24 protein-coding genes are annotated in these 18,188 nt (G+C 70.2%); 13 read left to right on the top strand and 11 right to left on the bottom strand.

The features are described 5' to 3' along the window. Positions 1-315: 315 nt before the first annotated feature. Together H5397_RS13160 and H5397_RS13155 are read right to left on the bottom strand one after the other, a co-directional pair. Complete coding sequence (locus H5397_RS13160) at positions 316-798, bottom strand: 2'-5' RNA ligase family protein (protein WP_309224369.1); 483 nt, start codon at positions 796-798, stop codon at positions 316-318. Positions 799-874: 76 nt separating this feature from the next. Next, positions 875-1,078 carry a cold-shock protein gene (locus tag H5397_RS13155; RefSeq protein WP_182817980.1) on the bottom strand — a complete coding sequence of 68 codons (204 nt, stop codon included), beginning with the start codon at positions 1,076-1,078 and terminating at the stop codon, positions 875-877. Between the two features lie 357 nt (positions 1,079-1,435). Here H5397_RS13155 and H5397_RS13150 point away from each other — a divergent pair, with 357 nt between their 5' ends. From H5397_RS13150 to H5397_RS13130, 5 genes are all read left to right on the top strand, one after another. Further along, complete coding sequence (locus H5397_RS13150) at positions 1,436-2,758, top strand: M23 family metallopeptidase (RefSeq protein ID WP_182817979.1); 1,323 nt, start codon at positions 1,436-1,438, stop codon at positions 2,756-2,758. Between the two features lie 35 nt (positions 2,759-2,793). Next, complete coding sequence (locus tag H5397_RS13145; protein WP_182817978.1) at positions 2,794-3,024, top strand: hypothetical protein; 231 nt, start codon at positions 2,794-2,796, stop codon at positions 3,022-3,024. A 12-nt stretch (positions 3,025-3,036) separates the two neighbouring features. Next, a complete protein-coding gene (locus H5397_RS13140) occupies positions 3,037-4,473 on the top strand; it encodes a sodium:proton antiporter (protein WP_182817976.1) in 1,437 nt (478 codons plus the stop codon). Between the two features lie 63 nt (positions 4,474-4,536). Further along, a complete protein-coding gene (locus H5397_RS13135; RefSeq protein WP_182817975.1) occupies positions 4,537-4,734 on the top strand; it encodes a hypothetical protein in 198 nt (65 codons plus the stop codon). Continuing rightward, on the top strand, positions 4,718-5,056 hold the full coding sequence (locus H5397_RS13130) for a type II toxin-antitoxin system PemK/MazF family toxin (RefSeq protein WP_182817974.1): 339 nt from the start codon (positions 4,718-4,720) through the stop codon (positions 5,054-5,056). The genes H5397_RS13135 and H5397_RS13130 overlap by 17 nt, the downstream gene beginning before the upstream one ends. Before the next feature lie 37 nt (positions 5,057-5,093). Here the strand turns inward: H5397_RS13130 and H5397_RS13125 are convergent, their stop codons facing one another. The 5 genes from H5397_RS13125 to rpsF form a co-directional block, all read right to left on the bottom strand. Then, complete coding sequence (locus tag H5397_RS13125) at positions 5,094-6,032, bottom strand: DUF4349 domain-containing protein (protein WP_182817972.1); 939 nt, start codon at positions 6,030-6,032, stop codon at positions 5,094-5,096. A gap of 118 nt (positions 6,033-6,150) precedes the next feature. Then, positions 6,151-6,597, bottom strand: coding sequence for a 50S ribosomal protein L9 (gene rplI / locus H5397_RS13120; RefSeq protein WP_182817971.1), 447 nt, complete (start codon positions 6,595-6,597; stop codon positions 6,151-6,153). 17 nt (positions 6,598-6,614) lie between these two features. Further along, positions 6,615-6,851, bottom strand: coding sequence for a 30S ribosomal protein S18 (rpsR, locus tag H5397_RS13115; RefSeq protein ID WP_182817969.1), 237 nt, complete (start codon positions 6,849-6,851; stop codon positions 6,615-6,617). A gap of 61 nt (positions 6,852-6,912) precedes the next feature. Next, positions 6,913-7,455 (bottom strand): single-stranded DNA-binding protein, encoded by a 543-nt coding sequence (locus tag H5397_RS13110; protein WP_182817968.1) that lies wholly within the window; start codon positions 7,453-7,455, stop codon positions 6,913-6,915. A 100-nt stretch (positions 7,456-7,555) separates the two neighbouring features. After that, the gene (rpsF, locus tag H5397_RS13105; protein ID WP_182817966.1) at positions 7,556-7,849 is read right to left on the bottom strand and encodes a 30S ribosomal protein S6; all 294 of its coding nucleotides are present in this window, start codon (positions 7,847-7,849) and stop codon (positions 7,556-7,558) included. A gap of 134 nt (positions 7,850-7,983) precedes the next feature. Here rpsF and H5397_RS13100 point away from each other — a divergent pair, with 134 nt between their 5' ends. Together H5397_RS13100 and H5397_RS13095 are read left to right on the top strand one after the other, a co-directional pair. Continuing rightward, positions 7,984-9,195, top strand: a complete 1,212-nt coding sequence (locus H5397_RS13100) for an amidohydrolase (protein ID WP_182817965.1) — start codon at positions 7,984-7,986, stop codon at positions 9,193-9,195. Between the two features lie 9 nt (positions 9,196-9,204). Beyond that, positions 9,205-9,603: a globin gene (locus H5397_RS13095; RefSeq protein WP_220492271.1), complete on the top strand. Its 399-nt coding sequence runs from the start codon at positions 9,205-9,207 to the stop codon at positions 9,601-9,603. 3 nt (positions 9,604-9,606) lie between these two features. On the opposite strand, the gene H5397_RS13090 is transcribed toward H5397_RS13095, so the two are convergent. From H5397_RS13090 to H5397_RS13080, 3 genes are all read right to left on the bottom strand, one after another. After that, a complete protein-coding gene (locus H5397_RS13090) occupies positions 9,607-10,776 on the bottom strand; it encodes a hypothetical protein (RefSeq protein ID WP_182817964.1) in 1,170 nt (389 codons plus the stop codon). Continuing rightward, positions 10,773-11,279: a sigma-70 family RNA polymerase sigma factor gene (locus H5397_RS13085; RefSeq protein ID WP_309224368.1), complete on the bottom strand. Its 507-nt coding sequence runs from the start codon at positions 11,277-11,279 to the stop codon at positions 10,773-10,775. The genes H5397_RS13090 and H5397_RS13085 overlap by 4 nt, the downstream gene beginning before the upstream one ends. Before the next feature lie 65 nt (positions 11,280-11,344). Beyond that, positions 11,345-13,156, bottom strand: a complete 1,812-nt coding sequence (locus tag H5397_RS13080) for a long-chain fatty acid--CoA ligase (protein WP_182817963.1) — start codon at positions 13,154-13,156, stop codon at positions 11,345-11,347. Between the two features lie 111 nt (positions 13,157-13,267). Here H5397_RS13080 and H5397_RS13075 point away from each other — a divergent pair, with 111 nt between their 5' ends. Next, the gene (locus H5397_RS13075) at positions 13,268-13,651 is read left to right on the top strand and encodes an ACT domain-containing protein (protein WP_182817962.1); all 384 of its coding nucleotides are present in this window, start codon (positions 13,268-13,270) and stop codon (positions 13,649-13,651) included. Continuing rightward, positions 13,648-14,454: a deoxyribonuclease IV gene (locus H5397_RS13070; protein WP_182817961.1), complete on the top strand. Its 807-nt coding sequence runs from the start codon at positions 13,648-13,650 to the stop codon at positions 14,452-14,454. The genes H5397_RS13075 and H5397_RS13070 overlap by 4 nt, the downstream gene beginning before the upstream one ends. Before the next feature lie 48 nt (positions 14,455-14,502). On the opposite strand, the gene H5397_RS13065 is transcribed toward H5397_RS13070, so the two are convergent. Then, positions 14,503-15,336, bottom strand: a complete 834-nt coding sequence (locus tag H5397_RS13065; RefSeq protein ID WP_182817960.1) for a substrate-binding domain-containing protein — start codon at positions 15,334-15,336, stop codon at positions 14,503-14,505. 499 nt (positions 15,337-15,835) lie between these two features. Between H5397_RS13065 and H5397_RS13060 the strand changes: the two genes are divergently transcribed. The 4 genes from H5397_RS13060 to H5397_RS13045 all read left to right on the top strand — a co-directional run bounded on the left by H5397_RS13060 (position 15,836) and on the right by H5397_RS13045 (position 18,096). Continuing rightward, positions 15,836-16,012 (top strand): hypothetical protein, encoded by a 177-nt coding sequence (locus H5397_RS13060; protein ID WP_220492270.1) that lies wholly within the window; start codon positions 15,836-15,838, stop codon positions 16,010-16,012. A 17-nt stretch (positions 16,013-16,029) separates the two neighbouring features. Further along, positions 16,030-16,905, top strand: coding sequence for a hypothetical protein (locus H5397_RS13055; protein ID WP_182817958.1), 876 nt, complete (start codon positions 16,030-16,032; stop codon positions 16,903-16,905). Next, positions 16,902-17,507, top strand: coding sequence for an ATP-binding cassette domain-containing protein (locus tag H5397_RS13050; RefSeq protein WP_182817956.1), 606 nt, complete (start codon positions 16,902-16,904; stop codon positions 17,505-17,507). The genes H5397_RS13055 and H5397_RS13050 overlap by 4 nt, the downstream gene beginning before the upstream one ends. A gap of 67 nt (positions 17,508-17,574) precedes the next feature. Beyond that, a complete protein-coding gene (locus H5397_RS13045; protein WP_182817954.1) occupies positions 17,575-18,096 on the top strand; it encodes a hypothetical protein in 522 nt (173 codons plus the stop codon). Positions 18,097-18,188 lie beyond the last annotated feature (92 nt).

The raw sequence follows: 18,188 nt of genomic DNA, 5'->3' as shown, positions 1-18,188 counted from the left end.
CGGACGCCTCGACCCGCACCGGCTGCGCGACGCGATCCGCGCCTCCAACAGCGCGCACGTCCGCCGCTTCGACCGGCTCTCGGGCATGGACGCCACCAGCTGGGTGCTGGGCAGCGTCGGCACGTCCCTGGTCGTGGTGGCGTACACGCTGCTCGAGGCGGAGACCCGGAAGGACCCGCTCGCTGACGACGTTCGCGACCTCCGACGTCACGGTGACGTCCACGGCCGGACGGCGGGCGATCACGACGCTGGCGATCGCGGCGATGGTGTTCAACTCGTTCGTCTTGGCGCTGCTGGTCGCGGCGTTCCTCGGGCTCACGAGCTGAGCGGGAACCGCCCGAGCACCCGGCAGCCGCCGTCCTCCCACCACGTCAGCAGCAGCTCGGACGCCCGTGCCCGGCAGGGCAGGAGGTGGGCGACGGCGTCCCGGGTCGAGGACTCGGTGACGCCCGGGCCGAGCCGGTCCAGCGTCACGTGGGGCACCGGCTCGAACCGGCCCCAGTAGGGCGCGACCTCGGGCACCAGGCGGCGGGCGGCGTCCGTCAGTGCGCGGAACCCGCGGTCGGGCTCGGGCACGAGGTGGACCACCCCGTCGGGGAAGGTCGCCACTCGGCGAAGCGTGTAGTCGAAGGCCCTGACCTCGGACGCCGCCGCCGCGGCCCGATCGGTGGCACCGACCGGGAACGGGGCCAGCACCGTCACGTGCGCGTGGGCGAAGGCCGGGTCGGCGGAGACGAAGCCCTCGTCGTAGTGCGCCGTCCGCTCGCGCACCCACGCCTCGAGCGGGGGGACGCCCACGAGCAGGACCGCGTGACCCGGGAACGACGGACGCCGCGACCCGGGGGTCGCGGCGTCCGGTGTGGTGCTGTTCAGATCAGACCGGGGTGATGTTGGTCGCCTGGAGGCCCTTGGGGCCCTGCTCGGTCTCGAACTCGACCTTGTCGCCCTCGTTCAGCGAGCGGAAGCCGCGCGAGTTGATGGCGGAGTAGTGGGCGAAGACGTCAGCCGAGCCGTCGTCGGGGGAGATGAAGCCGTAGCCCTTGTCGGCGTTGAACCACTTGACGGTTCCGGTGGCCATGTTTCCTGCTTTCGTGATGTGGTGCTACCCCCGGGATCGGAGGCATGTGGGTGACGCTCGAACTTCTGCCAACGGGGTGCCGCACGCAAGAACTACCAACCTCAACCGACATGAACCCTACACGTACCCACCCCCCCGGCGTCCATCCGTTCGGCCTGAGAAGCCCAGACGTCTCCGAATCGTCACCCACAGTTCTCCAATCGCCTCTGGACAACGGCGGAAACAGGCATAGGCTTGAGAGGATCACTCGCCACCGGGGACTTCCCCACCCGGGTGACCACGAGGAAATTGATGCAGAGCGCACATGGCGGCCCCACGCCATTCTCTCGACGACGTCGTCGGCGTCCGTCCGTACTGTTGGCTGCCCTCTCGACCTCCGCGTGCCTGACGGTCCCCTTCGCCGGGGTGCTGCCCGTGCAGGCCACCGTCACCGCCACGCCCGCCGTCATCGCCGACACGCATGACGACGTGGTGGAGCTGCGGTCGACGAGCGCCGCGATGTGGTCCGACGCCGACGCGCTCGCGTCCCGCGCCCGTTCCCGCGCCGCGACTCCCCTGGGCTTCTCCGACGTGCTCGCGCCGGCGGTGCGGGTCCCCACCGCGCCCGGCGGCATCCCGCTGACGAACCTGAACCTGCCGCTGGTCGCGGGCACGCCACTCGGCGACGCGGCCGCCCTGTTCGCGACGCCGTACGTGTCGCCGGTGCCCGGCCCGATCACCTCGCCCTACGGCCCGCGGTTCCACCCGATCCTGAACTACGTCCGCAACCACAACGGCGTCGACATGACGGCCGCCTGCGGCACCCCGATCGTCGCGATGACCGACGGCACCGTCACCCGCTCCGGCAACGCCGGCGGTTACGGCCTGCTGGTCGAGATCGACCACGGCACCATCGACGAGGACCGGATGAGCAGCCGCTACGCGCACCTGTCGGTGCTGGGCGTGACGGTCGGCCAGAAGGTCAGCAAGGGCCAGCAGATCGGCCTGGCGGGCACGACGGGCCTGTCGACCGGGTGCCACCTGCACTTCGAGGTGCTCGTCAACGGCGCGTTCGTCGACCCGCGCGCGGTCCTGTCCGGGGCGCCGTTCCTGCGGCTGAACACCCCGATGGTGCCGTGGACGCCGGGCGCCCAGAAGGACAAGCCCAAGGGCACGATCCCGAAGGCCCCGCCGGGCGAGTCCGGCCCGCTTCCCGACCTGGACGAGGTCCCGCTGGTCCCGGCCGACCCGAGCGCCACCCCGACACCAGACCCGAGCGCCACCCCGACACCAGACCCGAGCGCCACCCCGACACCAGACCCGAGCGCCACCCCGACACCCGACCCCAGCGCCACCCCGACACCCGACCCCAGCGCCACCCCAACACCCGACCCCAGCGACCCGGGCACCACACCCTCGCCCGACCCGGTCGACCCCGGTACGACGCCGACCGCCGACCCGTCGACGCCGCCACCGGCTGCCCCGCCCTCGACCCCGACCCCCGAGCCCAGCCCTGAGCCGAGCCCGGAACCCGCACCGGCTCCGTCGCCCGCACCGTCCACCCCCGCTCCCCCACCCTCGGCGCCGCTACCGACCCTGACGGCCACCCCGGTCGAGACCGCCGCCCCCACAGCCACAGCCACAGCCGCCCCCACAGCCACCGCCACGGCCGAGCCCACCGTCGACGCCGACGGGGAGTGACCTGCGAGGAAGCCGGGCGAGGCTAGGATGCCGCCATGGCCGAGACCCGCAAGCACCGCGTCGAGGTGCGCGACGAACTCGACAAGGCCCTCCGCGCCGCCCTCGGTGACCCCGTCCGTCCGACCGAGCCCGGGCCGCGCCCCGAACCCGCGGCAGCAGGCGAGGCCGAGCCCGAGGCGTCCGAGAAGCCCACGGTGACGTTCGTGTCGCCCTCCAGCACGATCGCCGGCTTCACGTTCGGCCAGACCCGCCCGCGCGAGGGCTGAGGCGGGCCGACGATGGTCGTCGAGTGGTGGAGCATCATCCCGTTCGTGGTGATGCTCGCCTCGATCGCCGTGCTGCCGCTCGTGCCGGCCGTCGAGCACACCTGGGAGAGGAACTCGACCAAGCTCGCGGTCGCGCTGGTGCTGGGCGTGCCGGTGGCGATCTGGTTCCTGGCGTCGGGGGCCGGGTCGAGCGTGGTGCACGCGCTGGTGGAGTACTTCCAGTTCATCATGCTACTGCTGGCGCTCTTCGTGGTGTCAGGCGGCATCTTCCTGACCGGTGACATCCGGGCGACGCCGCGCAACAACACGATCTTCCTCGCCGTCGGGGGCCTGATCGCCTCGTTCATCGGCACGACGGGCGCGGCGATGCTGCTGATCCGGCCGCTGCTCAACACGAACCGCGAACGCAAGCACCGCGTCCACACGGTGGTGTTCACGATCCTCATCGTGGCCAACTGCGGCGGACTGCTGACGCCGCTGGGCGACCCCCCGTTGTTCCTGGGGTTCCTGCGCGGGGTGCCGTTCGAGTGGACGTTCAACCTGTTCCCCGAGTGGCTGTTCGTCAACGCGATGCTGCTGGCCACCTACTACGGGCTCGACCGCCGCGCGTACGCCCGCGAGGACGCCGCCGCCATCACGCTCGACGACACCCAGCAGACCCCGCTCGGCATCGCCGGGAAGATCAACTTCGTCTTCTTCGCCATGGTGATCCTCGCGGTGGCGTTCGTGCCGTCGATCGACCTGCACGCCATCGAGGGCGGGCACGCGGCGTGGTACCAGTTCGTCCCGTGGCGGGAGCTGGCGTTCGCGACGGCCGCCGCGCTGTCGTTCCTCCTGGGCAACAAGGAGGTGCGGTTCCACCTCAACCAGTTCACGTGGACGCCGATCCTCGAGGTCGCCGCCCTGTTCATCGGCATCTTCCTCACGATGATGCCCGCGCTGAAGTACCTCGCCCAGGTGGCCCCGTCGCTGCCGCTGAACAAGATCACGTTCTTCGTGTTCTCGGGCGGGCTGTCGGCGGTGCTCGACAACGCCCCCACCTACGTGACGTTCTTCGAGATGGCCGCCCAACTGCCCGGCGACCCACGCATCGCCGCCAACCCCGCGCTCGGCATGCCCGGTGTGCCCGAGGGCTACCTGGTCGCGATCTCGCTCGGATCGGTGTTCTGCGGCGCGATCACCTACATCGGCAACGGGCCCAACTTCATGACGAAGGCCGTCGCCGACGCGGCGGGGGTCAAGATGCCGACCTTCGGCGGCTACGTGGTGTGGACGTTCATGTACCTCGTGCCCACCCTCGTCGCGATGGTGCTGATCTTCCTCGCCGAGGGGTGGCTGTGGACGGTGCTCGGGGTCGGCCTGGCCGTCGGGATGCTCGCCCGCGCGGTCTGGCTCGCGCGGTCCCACGTCCACCCCACCGAGCGGGTCGGCGCGGGAGCCGACCGCTAGGCGAGGCCGCGGCGGAGTCCCGTGCGGTAGACTGATTCGTCTACACGTCTTAGGATGGTGACCATGGCCGAAACGACGACGATCCGCATCAGTCGGGAGACCCATGCGAGCGTGACCCGGCTTGCGGCTGAGCGCCACGAGACGATCGATGTGACCGTGAGCAAGGCGATCCGGGCGCTGAGGCAGGACGCCATGGCGCGTGACCTCGGCGCCGACCTGAGGGGCGACGAAGCGGCGTGGCTGGATGCTGACGCCGGGTGACGTGGTCGAGATCGACCTGGGCACACCGATCGGGAGCGAGGCCGGCCTGAGGCGTCCTGCGGTCGTGGTGACGGCTGGCAGGATCCTGCGAGACGTCCCGAACGTCGTACAGGTCGTCCCCCTGACCCGAACGATCCGACGGAGCAGCGCCGAGGTGGCCCTCGAGCCCGACGACACCAACGGTCTGGCAGCCGTGTCATCGGCGCAGTGCCAGCATGTCCGTTCGATCGCGACGGCCCGCATCCATGCGAACACGGGGAACGTCGGTCCTGTGGTGCTCGGTGAGATCCGTGAGGTGCTCGGACTCCTTCTGGACCTCTAGGAGGAGAGGCTGCGCAGTAGGGCTCTGCAGCGCAGGTTCACTCGCGTGACGCCGCCGCCCCCTCCTCGCGAGGGTCGGGGGCGTCGCCGGTCCTGGGGGGCACGTCTGCGGCCTTGGCACGACGGGCGCGGCGCCACAGCAGGAGCGGCACGAGGACGAGGGCCGCGAACAGCGCGAACGGGAGGATCGCCGCGACGACGGTGATCAGGATGGAGACCGACTCCAGGAACGCGGCCCACCCGCGCGACCACCCGGTCTGGATCGGGTTGGTGGAGCTCGACTGCGTCGGCGTGATCAGCGTGATCGTCAGGCTGGACCGCTCGACGATGCCCGCGTAGTACAGTCGCTGGGACTTCATGGCCTCGAGGTCGGCCTGCCGGGTGGCGAGCTCGCGCTCGACCGCGGCGATGTCGGCGACGCTGCCGGAGCGGCCGACCAGCTCCTGCAGGCGCTTCACGGACGCCTCGAGGCTGGTGATGCGGGCATCCAGGTCGACGACGACGTCGGTGACGTCCTGGGCGCTGGCCTGCCGGTCGCGGACCGTGCCCAACTCCCCCACCCGCGCGATCGCGTCGTCGAGCCGGGACGCCGGCACCGACAGGGTGATCCACGAGCCGGCGACCGGGCCGCGGATGCCGTCGGCGCCCGTCAGGGCCAGCGACTCCTCCGACACCCAGCCGTCCAATGCGGCCGCGAGCGCGCGCACGCGTTCGGCTGAGGCCTGTACGTCGTCGACCACCAGCGTGAGGGACGCCGACCGTGCGATCTGGCGCTGGACGCCGGTCTGGTAGGGCTCGGCCTGGTCGGCGGGCTTGGACTCGCCGCGAACGGGGCCGTCGGCAACTCCACCCGCGGGCTGCCCGGGGGCGGGGGCGCCGGCGGGTTCGACCATCGAGGGGCTCTCCGCGGTGCCGCAGCCGGTGAGCAGGATGGCGCTGGCGGCGAGGGCGGCCAGGAGGCGGGTCGTGGTGCTCATGCCCGTTCCACGCCCGGGGCGTCCGGTTCGTTGCGCCGGGGTGGCACCCACCTCCACGGACAAGGAAACCGGCCGGCCCCGAGGGGACCGGCCGGTCAGTGCCTGGGTGGGGCGCCGCTCAGGCGGCGACGACCTTCACGGGCAGGTGCGCGACGACGGCGTCAGTCAGCTTCACGCCGACCTTGTGCTCGCCGACGGTCTTGATCGGCTTGCCGATCTGGACCGAGCGCTTGTCGACGGCGGGGCCGCCGGCCTTCTTGATCGCGGACGCGATGTCGGCGGCCGTGACGGCACCGAACAGGCGACCCTCGCCACCGGCGCGCGCGGGGACCTCGACCGCGAGCTCCTCCAGTTGCGTGCGCAGCTGGACGGCGTGCTCGTTGTCGCGGACCGTGCGGGCCTCGCGGGCGCGGTTGATGCCCTCGATCTGCTTCTCCGCACCGCGGGTCCACTTGATGGCGTAACCGCGGGGCAGGAGGTAGTTGCGGCCGTAGCCGTCCTTGACCTCGACGACGTCACCGGCGATGCCGAGGTGGTCGACGGCGGCAGTGAGAATGAGCTTCATCTGTTCGTCTTCCTTTCTCAGCGAGCGGTGGACGCGTAGGGCAGCAGCGCGACCTCGCGGGCGTTCTTGATCGCGATCGCGACCTTGCGCTGCTCCTGGACGGACAGGCCGGTCACACGCCGGGCGCGGATCTTCCCGCGCTCGGAGATGAACTTCCGCAGGGTCGCGGTGTCCTTGTAGTCGATGTGACCGATCTTGATGGACTTCGCCGGAGCGATCTTCTTCTTGTTCACAGGCTTGCGCTGTGGGGCCATTGTGGTGCTCTCTCTCGTGAGCCCGGCTCATGCCGGAATGACGTGTGTGGAAAAGGGTGGATCAGAACGGGGGTTCGTCGCTCTGGGCGCTGGCCCAGGGGTCGCTCACCGGCTGCTGCTGCGGACGGCCTCCGCCGCCGTAGCCCCCACCCTGGCCCTGGTTGGACGACCACTGGTCGCCACCACCGGAGCCGCCCTGCTGCTGGGGACCACCCCAGTTGCCGCCGCCACCGCCGCCGCCACCCGAGCGGGTGACCTTCGCGGTCGCGAACTGCAGGGAGGGACCGACCTCGTCGACATCGATCTCGAACACCGTGCGGCGCTCGCCCTCGCGCGTCTCGTAGGAGCGGCTCTTCAGCCGGCCCTGCACGATGACGCGCATGCCCTTGGTGAGCGACTCGGCCACGTTCTCCGCGGCCCGACGCCACACCGAGCAGTTGATGAACATGGCCTCCCCGTCCTTCCACTCACTGGTGGTGCGGTCGAAGGTGCGCGGCGTCGAGGCGACGGTGAAGTTCGCCACGGGCGCCCCGGAGGGAGTGAAACGAAGCTCGGGGTCAGCCGTCAGGTTGCCCACGAGCGTGATGATGGTCTCGCCTGCCATGTGATGTCTCCGATTCTCGGACGTGTGTCGATTCGGTTCCCACTCTGTCAGCCGCCTCCGACGAAACGGAAGGAGTCGGCGTCCAGACTGGGGAAAAGAATCAGTGGTGCAGGTCGGGGCGGATGACCTTCGTCCGCATGATCTGCTCGTTCAGCGTGTACTGGCGGTCGAGCTCCTTGACGACAGCCGGCTCAGCGGTCACGTTGAGCACCACGTAGATGCCCTCGGACTTCTTCTGGATGTCGTACGCGAGACGACGACGGCCCCAGGTGTCGACGTTGTCGACGGTGCCACCGGCGGCCTTGAACGCCTCGAACGGCTTCTCCACGACGCCCTGGACCTGACGGTCGTCCACGTCGGGGCTCACGATCACCATGATCTCGTAGTTGCGCATGTGAGTATCCCCACCTCCTCTGGTCTTGACGGCCACGGGTATCTCCCGGGGCAGGAGGGTTCTCATGCATCGGTGCACCCGAGCGGGCGCACCGACGGCTCACTCTACCGGACGCCGGGACTAGGGTCACTTCCATGCGCCAACCCCTCGCGGACGCCGTCGCCGACCTCCAGCCCGCCCTCACCACGCTGGCCCGTGAGCTGCACGCCGACCCCGAGACCGCCTTCGAGGAGGTCCGCGCCGCGGGGCGGATCGCGACCCTCCTGGCCGCGGAAGGGGTGGAGCCGCGCGTCGGCGTCCACGGCCTCGACACCGCCGTGCGGGCGGAGGTCGGGAGCGACACCGGGCGCACGATCGCGATCCTGGCCGAGTACGACGCCCTGCCCGGCATCGGGCACGCGTGTGGCCACAACGTCATCGCGGCGACCGGAGTGGGCGCGTTCCTCGCGCTGGCCCGCCTCGCCGCCTCAGACCCGGACGCCGTCCCCGGCCGGGTCGTCCTGCTCGGCACGCCCGCCGAGGAGGGCCACACGGGCAAGGAGTACATGGCCCGGGAGGGCGCCTTCGACGGCCTCGACGCCGCGATCATGCTGCACCCCTACGCCCACGACCTCGCCGACCACGTGTGGCTCGGCCGGCGCACGGCGCGGGTGACGTTCTCGGGGGTGGCGGCGCACGCGTCGTCGGAGCCCGAGAAGGGCCGCAACGCCTTGGACGCCGCGACGTTGTTCTACACGGGGATCGGGTTGTTCCGGCAGCAGATGACCCCCGGAGACCGGGTGCACGCGATCGTCGCCGACGGCGGGACCCGCGCCTCGATCATCCCCGAGGCGGCCGCCCTCGACCTGTACGTGCGCTCCCCCGGGATCGACGGGCTGGGTGCCCTGTCGGCCCGCGTCGAGGACATCGCCCGCGGCGCCGCGCTCATGGCCGGCGTCGAGGTCGACCTCGCCTGGGACGCCCACCCCGCCTCGCTGCCCGTGCGCACCAACGGCCCGCTCACCGAGCGCTGGGTCGCGGCCCAGGCCGATCGCGGACGCCGCGCGCTCCCGTTGGGCAGCGTCCCGGCCTCGACCGCCGCCTCGACCGACTTCGGGAACGTGAGCGTCCGCGTGCCGGGGATCCACCCCCTGCTGGCGATCGCCCCGGCCGGGGTCGCCCTGCACACCCGCACGTTCGCCGACGCGGCCGGCTCCTCGGCCGCGATGGACGCCGTCGCCGACGGCGCCTACGGGCTGGCCGCCGTGGCACTGGAGTACCTGCGCGATGACGCGCTGGCGGCAGCGGTGCGGGCCGACTTCGAGGCGTCCGGGGGCTTGGTCGACGTGCCGGCGCTGTTCGGCTGAGGTGGCACGATGGCCGACGTGACGACGAGCTTCTACGACCGCGTGGGCGGCGCGCCGACCTTCAAGGCCCTGGTGGACCGCTTCTACGAGGGCGTCGCGAACGACCCGCCCCTGCGGGCGATGTACCCCGAGGAGGACCTCGGCCCCGCGAACGACCGGCTGCGGATGTTCCTCGAGCAGTACTGGGGCGGGCCCAAGACCTACGGCGAGACCCGCGGGCACCCGCGCCTGCGCATGCGGCACGCGCCCTTCATCGTGACCCCCACCCAGCGCGACCGCTGGCTGCACCACATGCTGGCAGCCGTCGACACGCTGGCGCTGCCCGAGGCCGAGGACGCGGAGCTGCGCGAGTACCTCGTCCGGGCGGCGCAGTTCATGGTGAACACCTTCGACGACCCGGAGGCCTGACCCTCAGCGCACCGGGCGGCAGACGTCGGTCGCCTCGTCGAGGGTCGCCAGCCAGAGCGGGCCGACGAGGAGGTCGCCGCAGGTGGCGCGGGTGGGCGTCCGGCGGGTGACCCCGTCGTCGAGGACGAAAGCGCTGCAGGCGTCCATGTTCAGCCGCACCTCGCGGGTGCCGTCGAACCGCAGCACCAGCCAGTTCCCGGTGTCGGCGCAGGTCGGGTGCGGCGGGTCGGTGGCCTCGGGGGCCGCGAGCACGGCGTCCAGGACGCCCTGGGCCTGCTCGCCGGTGAGGGCGTACGACCCGACGAGGTTCGGCCGTTCGGGCCCGCCGTACTGGCAGACCACGACCTCGGACGCCGTGGCGAGGTCCGCGACCGCGCCCAGGTCGGGCAACCCGGTGGGACTGAACGTGCGGCACCCCCGCGGGTCGTACGCGAACAACTCCGCGCTGCCGAGGATCTCGTCGGCGAGGTCGATCTGCTCAGCGGGGACCTCGACCGTGAGGTACGCCGAGCCGACCACCCGGTTCACGCGGAGCCACTCGCCGGCGGGGTCCGCCTCCACGGCGTTGTCGGTGTCGCCCGGCTGGACGCGTCGCCACGTGAGGTGGGTCTGGCGCAGCTCGTTGGGCACCGTCGCGTCGCACAGGATGTTCCGGGTCGCCCGCCCGAGCGGGTTGCGGTCGACGAACGGCGCGGACGGCCGCTGGTAGCCGGGCTCGGCGCACCAGTCGGACCCGGGCGCGAAGTCGTGGCCCCAATCGACGGGGACCTGCACGGCGGCGTCCAACATCGACTCCCAGCGCCAACCGGGCCTGGGGGCGGGCCGGTCGTCCGCGGAGGCCGGCTTCCCAGCTGCCTCGGGACCGCCGGCCGCCTGGTCGATCGGGGCCGCGCCACCCGCCGCGGGAGCGTTGGCCGGGCGGGCCTCGAAGCTCGGCGCCGACGACCCGGCGTTGAACATCGAGGACAACAGCGACGCCCCGAACGGCACCGCCAGCACCAGCACCAGGGCCGCCGCGACGAGCCCCATCCAGGGTCCCCGACGGCGCGGGGGGTCGGCAACCGCCGTCCCGTGCTTGAGTCCCTCGGGGTCGAGCGGGGCGAAGTCGTGGTCGCGGTCGTGCTCGCGCAGCGCCCGGGCGAGGGCGCGTTCGGCGCGGTCGTGGTCGGTCATCGCGGGTCCTCCAGCAACTGCGTGCGGAGCCGGGTCAGCGCGCGGTGCACGTGGCTGCGCGCGGTGGCCTCCGCGCAGCCGAGCACGTCGGCGATCTCGGCGAAGGTCAGGCCCGACCAGTACCGCAGCACGACGGCCGCGCGCTGGTCGGGACCGAGGGTCTCGCACAGACGCCAGGCGGCGTCCGCGTCGGCGACCTCGTCCTCGAAGCCGGACGCCGCGGCCTGCGGCAGGTCCTCGGGCGCCTCGACGGGGGTGGAGCGGCGCGTGCGGCGCCAGCGCGAGACGGAGGCGTTCACGATCGAGCGGTGGACGTAGGCGTCCACGTCACCCCGTGCGCGCACCTCGTCGAAGCGGGGCCACAGCCCGATGAGGGCGTCCTGGACGGCGTCGCGGGCGTCCTCGGGGTGGCGGGTGACGAGGTACGCGAACCGCTGGAGCGCGACGGAGCGCTCGCGCACGTACTCCTCGAACGTGCGCGCCCCCTCGCCCTGCAGCGTCACGGGCCTCTCCTCCACCAGGGTCACACCCCCATCCACGCAGCGGATGGCCCCAGCGTTGCAGAGAACTAGTGCCCGCGGCGGGCCCTTCGCTCCTGAACCTTGGCGTACATGTCCTCGATGAGCGCCGAGAAGCGCTCCTCGACCTGGCGGCGGCGCACCTTGAGCGTCGGCGTGAGCAGCCCGTTCTCCATGGTGAACTCCTCCAGCGCGACGCGGAGGTCCTTGATCTGCTCCTGGCTGGGCAGCCGCTCGGTGAGCGCGGCGACCCGGCGGCGGATCTCCTCGGTGACCTCGGGCGAGTTCACCAGCTCCGCGGCGTCGGAGAAGCGCACCTGCAGGCGCTCGGCGAGCTCCTCGAGGTGGGGCAGCGACGGGCGCACGAGCAGCGTCACGAAGGGGCGGTTGTTACCCAGCACGACCGCGTGCTCGAACAGCGGGTCGGCCAGGATCATGCCCTCGATCGGCGCCGGGGCGATGTTCTTGCCGCCGGAGGTGACGATGATGTCCTTGATCCGGTCGGTGATGACCAGGTAGCCGTCAGTGTCGACGTAGCCGACGTCACCGGTGTGCAGCCAGCCCTCGTCGTCGACCGCGGCGGCGGTGGCCTCGGGCTGGTTCCAGTAGCCCTGCATCACGTTGGGACCGCGGTACCAGATCTCGCCCTCGTCGGCGATCTTCACCTCGCCGCCCACGACCACGCGCCCGACCGTGCCGAACTTGAACGCACCCGGGGAGTTGAACGACACCAGCGGCGACGCCTCGGTCAGGCCGTAGCCCTGCGAGACCAGGATGCCGGCGGCCGAGAAGAACTCCTCGATCTCCTTCCGCAGCGGGGCGCCGCCGCACGCCATCACGGTCTTGGGACCGCCGAGGGCGTCCCGGATCGACGAGAACACCAGCTTGTCCGCGATCGGCAGCTGGGCCTTCAGCCAGGCCGAGGGCTGGCGTCCCTTGCGGTAGGCGTGCTGGCTCTGCGCGCCGACGCCCATGGCCCACTCGAAGATCTTCTTCTTCGCCGGCGAGGCCGCCACCCGCTCGTGCACGGTGAGGAAGACCTTCTCGTACAGCCGCGGCACCGACACGAACATCGTGGGCCGGGCCTCGACCAACGCCTCGGCGACGGTGCGGGCGTCGGCGACGTAGGTGTTGAGGCAGCCGCCGGTGAGCACCTTGTAGGTCCAGGCGCGCTCGAGCGCGTGCGACAGCGGCAGGAACGCCAGCGAGCTGTCCTCGGGCGTCATGTCGAAGAAGGCGTCGAGCGCGTCGAGCTCGAAGGTGAAGCCGCGGTGGGTCAGCGCGGCCCCGCGCGGCTCACCCGTGGTGCCCGAGGTGTAGATGATCGAGGCCAGCTCGTCCGCGGACGCCTCGGCCAGCCGCGCCTGCACGGCCGCGACCGCGTCGTCGCCGGCCGGCTGGGCCAGGACGTCGGCCAGCGTGCGCACCCGGTCGTCCCCGGACGCCGTGGGTTCGAACGTCCACACCCCGCGGAGGCCGTCGAGCTGGTCCCACACCTCGGTGAGGCGGCCCAGCAGCGCGGCGGTCTCGACGAAGCCGAAGACGGCCCCGGAGTCGCCGGCGATGTGCCGCACCTGCTCGGGGGTGCTCGTCGAGTAGATCGGCACCGGCACCGCCCGGATCGTCAGCAGCGCCAGGTCGGCGATGCTCCACTCGGGGCGGTTGTTGCTCAGCAGCAGCACCCGGTCGCCCGCCTCGACGCCCTGGGCCACCAGGTGTGCGGCCAGCGCGTTCACCCGGATCGCCAGCTCGCGGTAGCTCTGCACCCGCCACCCGTCGCCGGACTTGATGCGGGTGGCCGGGCGCGACGCGTGCGTGCGCGCGGTCTCGGCGAAACGAACGGCGAGGTGCGAGGTGTGCATGGCGAGTACGTCCTTGTCATCGTGGAGTGGGTCCACCCTCCCACGCCCACGGCGTCCGGCGCACGGATCAGGGGCCACTCGCGGCGACTCCCACCTCCCTACACTGCTGCCATGGCCGGACTCACCAACCTGCACGAGATCCTCGGCGCGCTGCGCCCGAGCGTGCGCCAGGGCTCCTTCGTCTACGTCACGCTGCCCACGCCGCCGGAGGTGGAGGCGTACGCCCGCATCGTCGAGGACGAGGGCATCACGCTCGTCGTCGACCAGTCCACCGCCGACGAGCACGGCTGGGAGTACGAGGGCGTCTTCGCGTGGATCACGCTGCAGGTGCACACGTCGCTGACCTCGGTGGGCATCACCGCGGCGGTCTCGACGGCGCTGGCGCGGGTCGGCATCTCCTGCAACGTGCTCGCCGGCTACTACCACGACCACCTCCTCGTGCCGGCCGAGTCGGTCGACGAGGCCATCGACGTGCTGGGCGGTCTCGAGTCGTGACCCCCACCCAGCAGGGCTTCCACGTCGGCGCCCACGCGGACGCCGACCCGCTCGCCCACGCCGCCGCCGGCGGCTTCTCGATCATGCAGACCTTCATCGGCGACCCGCAGGCCTGGAAGGGCCACGCGGTCGACCACCCGGGCGGCGCCGAGGGCCTCAAGCAGGACGCCGCCACGGCCGGCGTGGGCCTCTACATCCACGCGCCCTACGTGATCAACGTGGCGACCACGAACAACCGCATCCGCATCCCGAGCCGCCAGATCCTGGCCCGCCAGGTGAAGCTGGCCGCCGAGGTCGGCGCCCGCGGCGTCATCGTGCACGGCGGGCACGTGTCGGCCAACGACGACCCCGCGGTCGGCTTCGACAACTGGCGCAAGGCGATCGAGGGGCTCGACCTCGAGGTGCCGATCCTCATCGAGAACACCGCCGGCGGGGCCAACGCGATGGCCCGCCACCTCGACCGCATCGCCCAGCTGTGGGACGCCATCTCCGGCGCCGAGGGCTTCGAGAACGTCGGTTTCTGCCTCGACACCTGCCACGCGCACGCCGGCGGGCTCGACCCGTCGGGGCTGGTCGACACGATCAAGGGCATCACCGGGCGCATCGACCTGGTGCACCTCAACGACTCCCGGGACGCCGCGGGCTCAGGTGCCGACCGCCACGAGGTGCTGGGGCTGGGCCAGGTCGACCCGGAGTTCCTCGTCGAGGTCGTGCGCGAGGCGAACACCGCGACGATCCTGGAGACCCCCGGTGACGCGGCCTCCCATGCCGCCCAGGTGGAGTGGTTGCGCGAGCTCCTCTGAGGCAGGCGATTTCTGTCGGTCGGCGCTCACCAAGCCGTCCGTCACCTTTCAGGCGCCGGCCAGCGGCGGCACCGACAGGGTCGTCCCGTCGATGAGGTAACCGCGGTGCAACTCGTGGCGGGCCCGGACCGGCTCGGGGGCGTCCATGAGTTGACGCATGACCTCGACGCCGCGGCGGGCCACCGTCTCGACGGGCACGCGAATCGTCGCCAACCCCAACAACGGCAGGCCGGGCGCGATGCCGTCACAGCCGGTGACCGACAGGTCGTCGGGCACGCGGACGCCAGCCTTCACCGCGATCTCGAGGAAGTGGATGGCCCGCCAGTCGCTCGGGAACATGGCGGCGGTGACGCCACCTTCCCGGGCCACCCGGATGATCTCGTCGTCGCGCTCGCCCGAGACGCCGAACTGGTGGGCCTCGAACTCCAGCACCTCGGCGCCCCGTTCCTGCAACCGCGTGACGATCGCGAGCGAGCGTCGGTTCTCGGCCGTCGACACCTCGGGGCCGGTCACGAGCACGGCCACGCGCCGATGGCCGTGGGCCACCACCCGGTCGGCGAGCAGGGCGCCGTGGGCGTCCTCGTCGTAGGAGACGGCGTGGATGCGCGGGTCCAGTTCCACGCGTCCGACCGACACGACGGGCACCGCGGACAGGAACGGCGTGAGCAGGTCGGACTGCAGCACACCGGTGGCCACGAACAGGCCTCCCACGCGCAGCCCGAGCAGGCGTTGCAGGCTGCTGGCTTCGAACTCGGCGCGCTGGGCCACCGACGGCACGACGGTCACCAGTTGCAGTTCGGCGTCGGTCGTCTCCTGCTGCAGGCGGCTGTGCAGGAGCCCGTAGGTGGGGTTGCGCGGGTCGCGCAGCAGCAGCCCGGACACCCCGTCTAAATGAAAGCGCGTTCACACTCAGTATGGGCATGACGGGTGACGTCAGGGGGCAAGTTGCGCAAACACGGCGTGAACGACTTCGGGATCTTCGGCGTCGGAGGGATACCTCCACCCAGGCCTGGGACCACAGGCCCAATGACCTCGACCGGGACTCGGGGTCCACCCGGCGGCCGATGGTGCCCTTGACCTTGCCGACGACCCCCGACGGGTCAATGCCCGAGGTGCATGCATGGCAGGCGTCGAGGAAAGACCCGACCCCGAGGCGTCGATCGTGTCGTCCTTAAGTACTAGATTGATGCTTCAACTTGACACCTTCGACGGATGCCAGTGCGCGATGCCATCCTCTACCGTCTAGGAGCCCCCAATTATGGATACAGGAGACTCAACCACATGAGCCTGGACCGCAGGGGCATCCCTGCGAAACTCCGCATCGCTGAGCCTCACTGTCGGTTCCTCCGTGGGCGCCAGCGCCAGCTCTTCTTGGCAGTCGGTGACCCAGACCAAGTACTGGTTCAACACCAATGGCGCACGGAGCGCCTCCTACCGCTCGAACATGGTGGTGGCTCCGCAGCAGGACTACCGGTCCAACACCGTTTGGATCCAGAACACTGCGTACGTGAAGTTCCGCGGGGACGCGCGGAACTGGCAGATCATCGCTTCAGCCTAGTGATCAACTTCCGTCGCGTGGTGGTCGCCATGATGGTGACCACCACGCTGCTGACCGCATGCACTTCGGCACCGGCTGCTCCGATTCAGGGGCTTCCAGGTCAAGCGCCCGCCCACCATGTTTTTCTGTTCAGGCACTCAACCAACCGCGTCATTCTCTACAACATGGGGGATGGCACTGAAGTGAAAAACGGGGACCAACCACCCCAGACCTTTCAGTATCAGTTCCCAAACGGCGGCCGACTTCTGACCAGCGGTGACAGTGAGAAATTCGGGTTCAAGCTGATCGATCGAACCAATGAGTCATTGACGACCCTGTTGGAACTCGGACCCCGTGAAGCATTGTTTCCCGTCGTCTCGTCCGACGTGAATCACATTTTTCAGCGGGTCGGCCACGATGAACGTGGAGCCCCGACCAGCGCCGTACTGATGTCATGGAGCGGCACACAGTTGACGACGCTGACCGAGCTACCCGCCAGCGCGGTCAGAGGGGCCATTCTGGGTGACCGAATCTTCGTCACCATGCCTGACCCCGTGGACGACAGCAGCTACCTTCTGGCCAGCACCTCGCTCGGCGGGGGGGATCTAGCCGTCGAGCAGCGCGGTCTCCAGACTCCGCGGTTGGCCACCTGGCGCGGGAGTCTCGTGGTCGAGGACACCGTCCCCGGAAGCGCCGCGCCCTTGCCTTGTGACTACCACTGCACGTTCCGCGAAGACCGGGGGGATGTCCTCGCGTTGGCTCCCAACTCCCAAGGCGATCTGACCCTGACCAGCGTCAACCCCTCGACGAGTGCGTCGCGCGAGCTTGCGCGGGGATCAATCATCGACTTCACGTGGGACGACACAACCACCACCGTCTACCTCGACGGCTCCACGAAAGAGGTCGAAGGGTGACTGCACGTCTTGAAGGAGTCAGCGTTACTTTTGGAGGGCGCAACGTTCTGCAGGACCTCAACCAGGAGTTCACTCCGGGGAGACCGTATGTCCTGCGCGGCCCCTCCGGAGCCGGCAAGACCACCCTCCTCAACGTTCTAGCCGGCTACGTGCCCGTCAACTCCGGGAAAGTGACCGCACCCGCCTCACGTGCCTACCTCATCCAGGAAGACCTTCTCTTCAGCGAGCTGACAGCCTTCGAGAACTTGGCCATCATCGCGTGGGCGAAGTTGAACCAGGTGTTGACACGGTCACAGGGCCTGGCCCACCTCGATGAACTCCACGTGGGTTCGCTCGTCGACACGAAGGTCGCGACCCTGTCCGGCGGTGAACGACGACGCGTGGAACTGGCCGCGCTCCGCCTCTCCGAACCCGAACTCATCCTGGTGGATGAACCCACTGCGAACTTGGACGTGGACAACCGGCGCCGCGTGTACGAAGGTCTCTGGAACATGCACCCGGGCCGAATCCTGGTGGTGGCCACCCACGATGCCGAGATCCCGTGGCCCTCCCCTGATTGGACGCGACTGGATCTCGAGGATGGACGTCTCCGTGTCTCGTAGCCCTTTGACAATCGCGGTGACTCGCTCGCGTCGCTACCTCACGACCGCGACCCTTCTCCTGGTCGGCGTGACCATCACCTTGGTATCTGTTCTCTCAGTGGCCCAACACAGCCTCCAGCGAGTTCGGTCGGACTTCACTGACAACATTCTGGCCCGCGTGATGACGGTGACACAGTCCTTCGGGACTGATGGATTGCAGCCCCTCAACCGCGCCGCCGTGCAGTCCATTGAGACAGTTGCTGCCGTTGGAACCCAGGTTCCCGGGTTCACGGCCGTCCAGTTCGAACTGGGTGGAGGCGTGGAGGACGAGCGCGGCCGGGTCCGCCACGTGCTGGGAGTCGACGACGATGGCTCACGCCTCTTCGGCCTCCCGGACACCCCGGCCACGGTCGCCTTCGCCCTTGACGGCTCCACGGGGGCAACCTCTCTGCGCATCCCCGTGGTGGAGGTGGGCGACGATGGCTACACGGCTCACGACTCCCGCACCATCGGGCTCACTTTGGAGGCCGTCCCCAACCCAGATGCGGCAACCTACCTTCTGGGCGGACACACTGAGCCTCGATCCGCCGATGCTGTAGGGCGGGTCTGATGGCGAATGCTCCTGTGACAAGCAAGGATAGGACTGCTTAGGTTCCGTTCCAGCTGCTTGACAGGAGCACTCGTAGTGCGAGTCTGCCACAC

This window comes from Propioniciclava sp. MC1683, assembly GCF_014164675.1.
Lineage (GTDB): Bacteria > Actinomycetota > Actinomycetes > Propionibacteriales > Propionibacteriaceae > Propioniciclava.
Note: the sequence above shows the minus strand (reverse complement) of the source record. Positions and strands in the feature narration are given on the sequence as shown.

Excerpts from the sequence above, each read along its gene's own strand:
- rpsR (WP_182817969.1), bottom strand. The coding sequence starts at position 6,851 with ATGGCCCCACAGCGCAAGCCTGTGAACAAGAAGAAGATCGCTCCGGCG.
- H5397_RS13110 (WP_182817968.1), bottom strand. The coding sequence starts at position 7,455 with ATGGCAGGCGAGACCATCATCACGCTCGTGGGCAACCTGACGGCTGAC.
- H5397_RS13145 (WP_182817978.1), top strand. The coding sequence starts at position 2,794 with ATGGCCGAGACCCGCAAGCACCGCGTCGAGGTGCGCGACGAACTCGAC.
- H5397_RS13135 (WP_182817975.1), top strand. The coding sequence starts at position 4,537 with ATGGCCGAAACGACGACGATCCGCATCAGTCGGGAGACCCATGCGAGC.
- H5397_RS13100 (WP_182817965.1), top strand. The coding sequence starts at position 7,984 with ATGCGCCAACCCCTCGCGGACGCCGTCGCCGACCTCCAGCCCGCCCTC.
- rplI (WP_182817971.1), bottom strand. The coding sequence starts at position 6,597 with ATGAAGCTCATTCTCACTGCCGCCGTCGACCACCTCGGCATCGCCGGT.
- H5397_RS13130 (WP_182817974.1), top strand. The coding sequence starts at position 4,718 with ATGCTGACGCCGGGTGACGTGGTCGAGATCGACCTGGGCACACCGATC.
- rpsF (WP_182817966.1), bottom strand. The coding sequence starts at position 7,849 with ATGCGCAACTACGAGATCATGGTGATCGTGAGCCCCGACGTGGACGAC.
- H5397_RS13125 (WP_182817972.1), bottom strand. The coding sequence starts at position 6,032 with ATGAGCACCACGACCCGCCTCCTGGCCGCCCTCGCCGCCAGCGCCATC.
- H5397_RS13075 (WP_182817962.1), top strand. The coding sequence starts at position 13,268 with ATGGCCGGACTCACCAACCTGCACGAGATCCTCGGCGCGCTGCGCCCG.
- H5397_RS13080 (WP_182817963.1), bottom strand. The coding sequence starts at position 13,156 with ATGCACACCTCGCACCTCGCCGTTCGTTTCGCCGAGACCGCGCGCACG.
- H5397_RS13140 (WP_182817976.1), top strand. The coding sequence starts at position 3,037 with ATGGTCGTCGAGTGGTGGAGCATCATCCCGTTCGTGGTGATGCTCGCC.
- H5397_RS13090 (WP_182817964.1), bottom strand. The coding sequence starts at position 10,776 with ATGACCGACCACGACCGCGCCGAACGCGCCCTCGCCCGGGCGCTGCGC.
- H5397_RS13095 (WP_220492271.1), top strand. The coding sequence starts at position 9,205 with ATGGCCGACGTGACGACGAGCTTCTACGACCGCGTGGGCGGCGCGCCG.
- H5397_RS13155 (WP_182817980.1), bottom strand. The coding sequence starts at position 1,078 with ATGGCCACCGGAACCGTCAAGTGGTTCAACGCCGACAAGGGCTACGGC.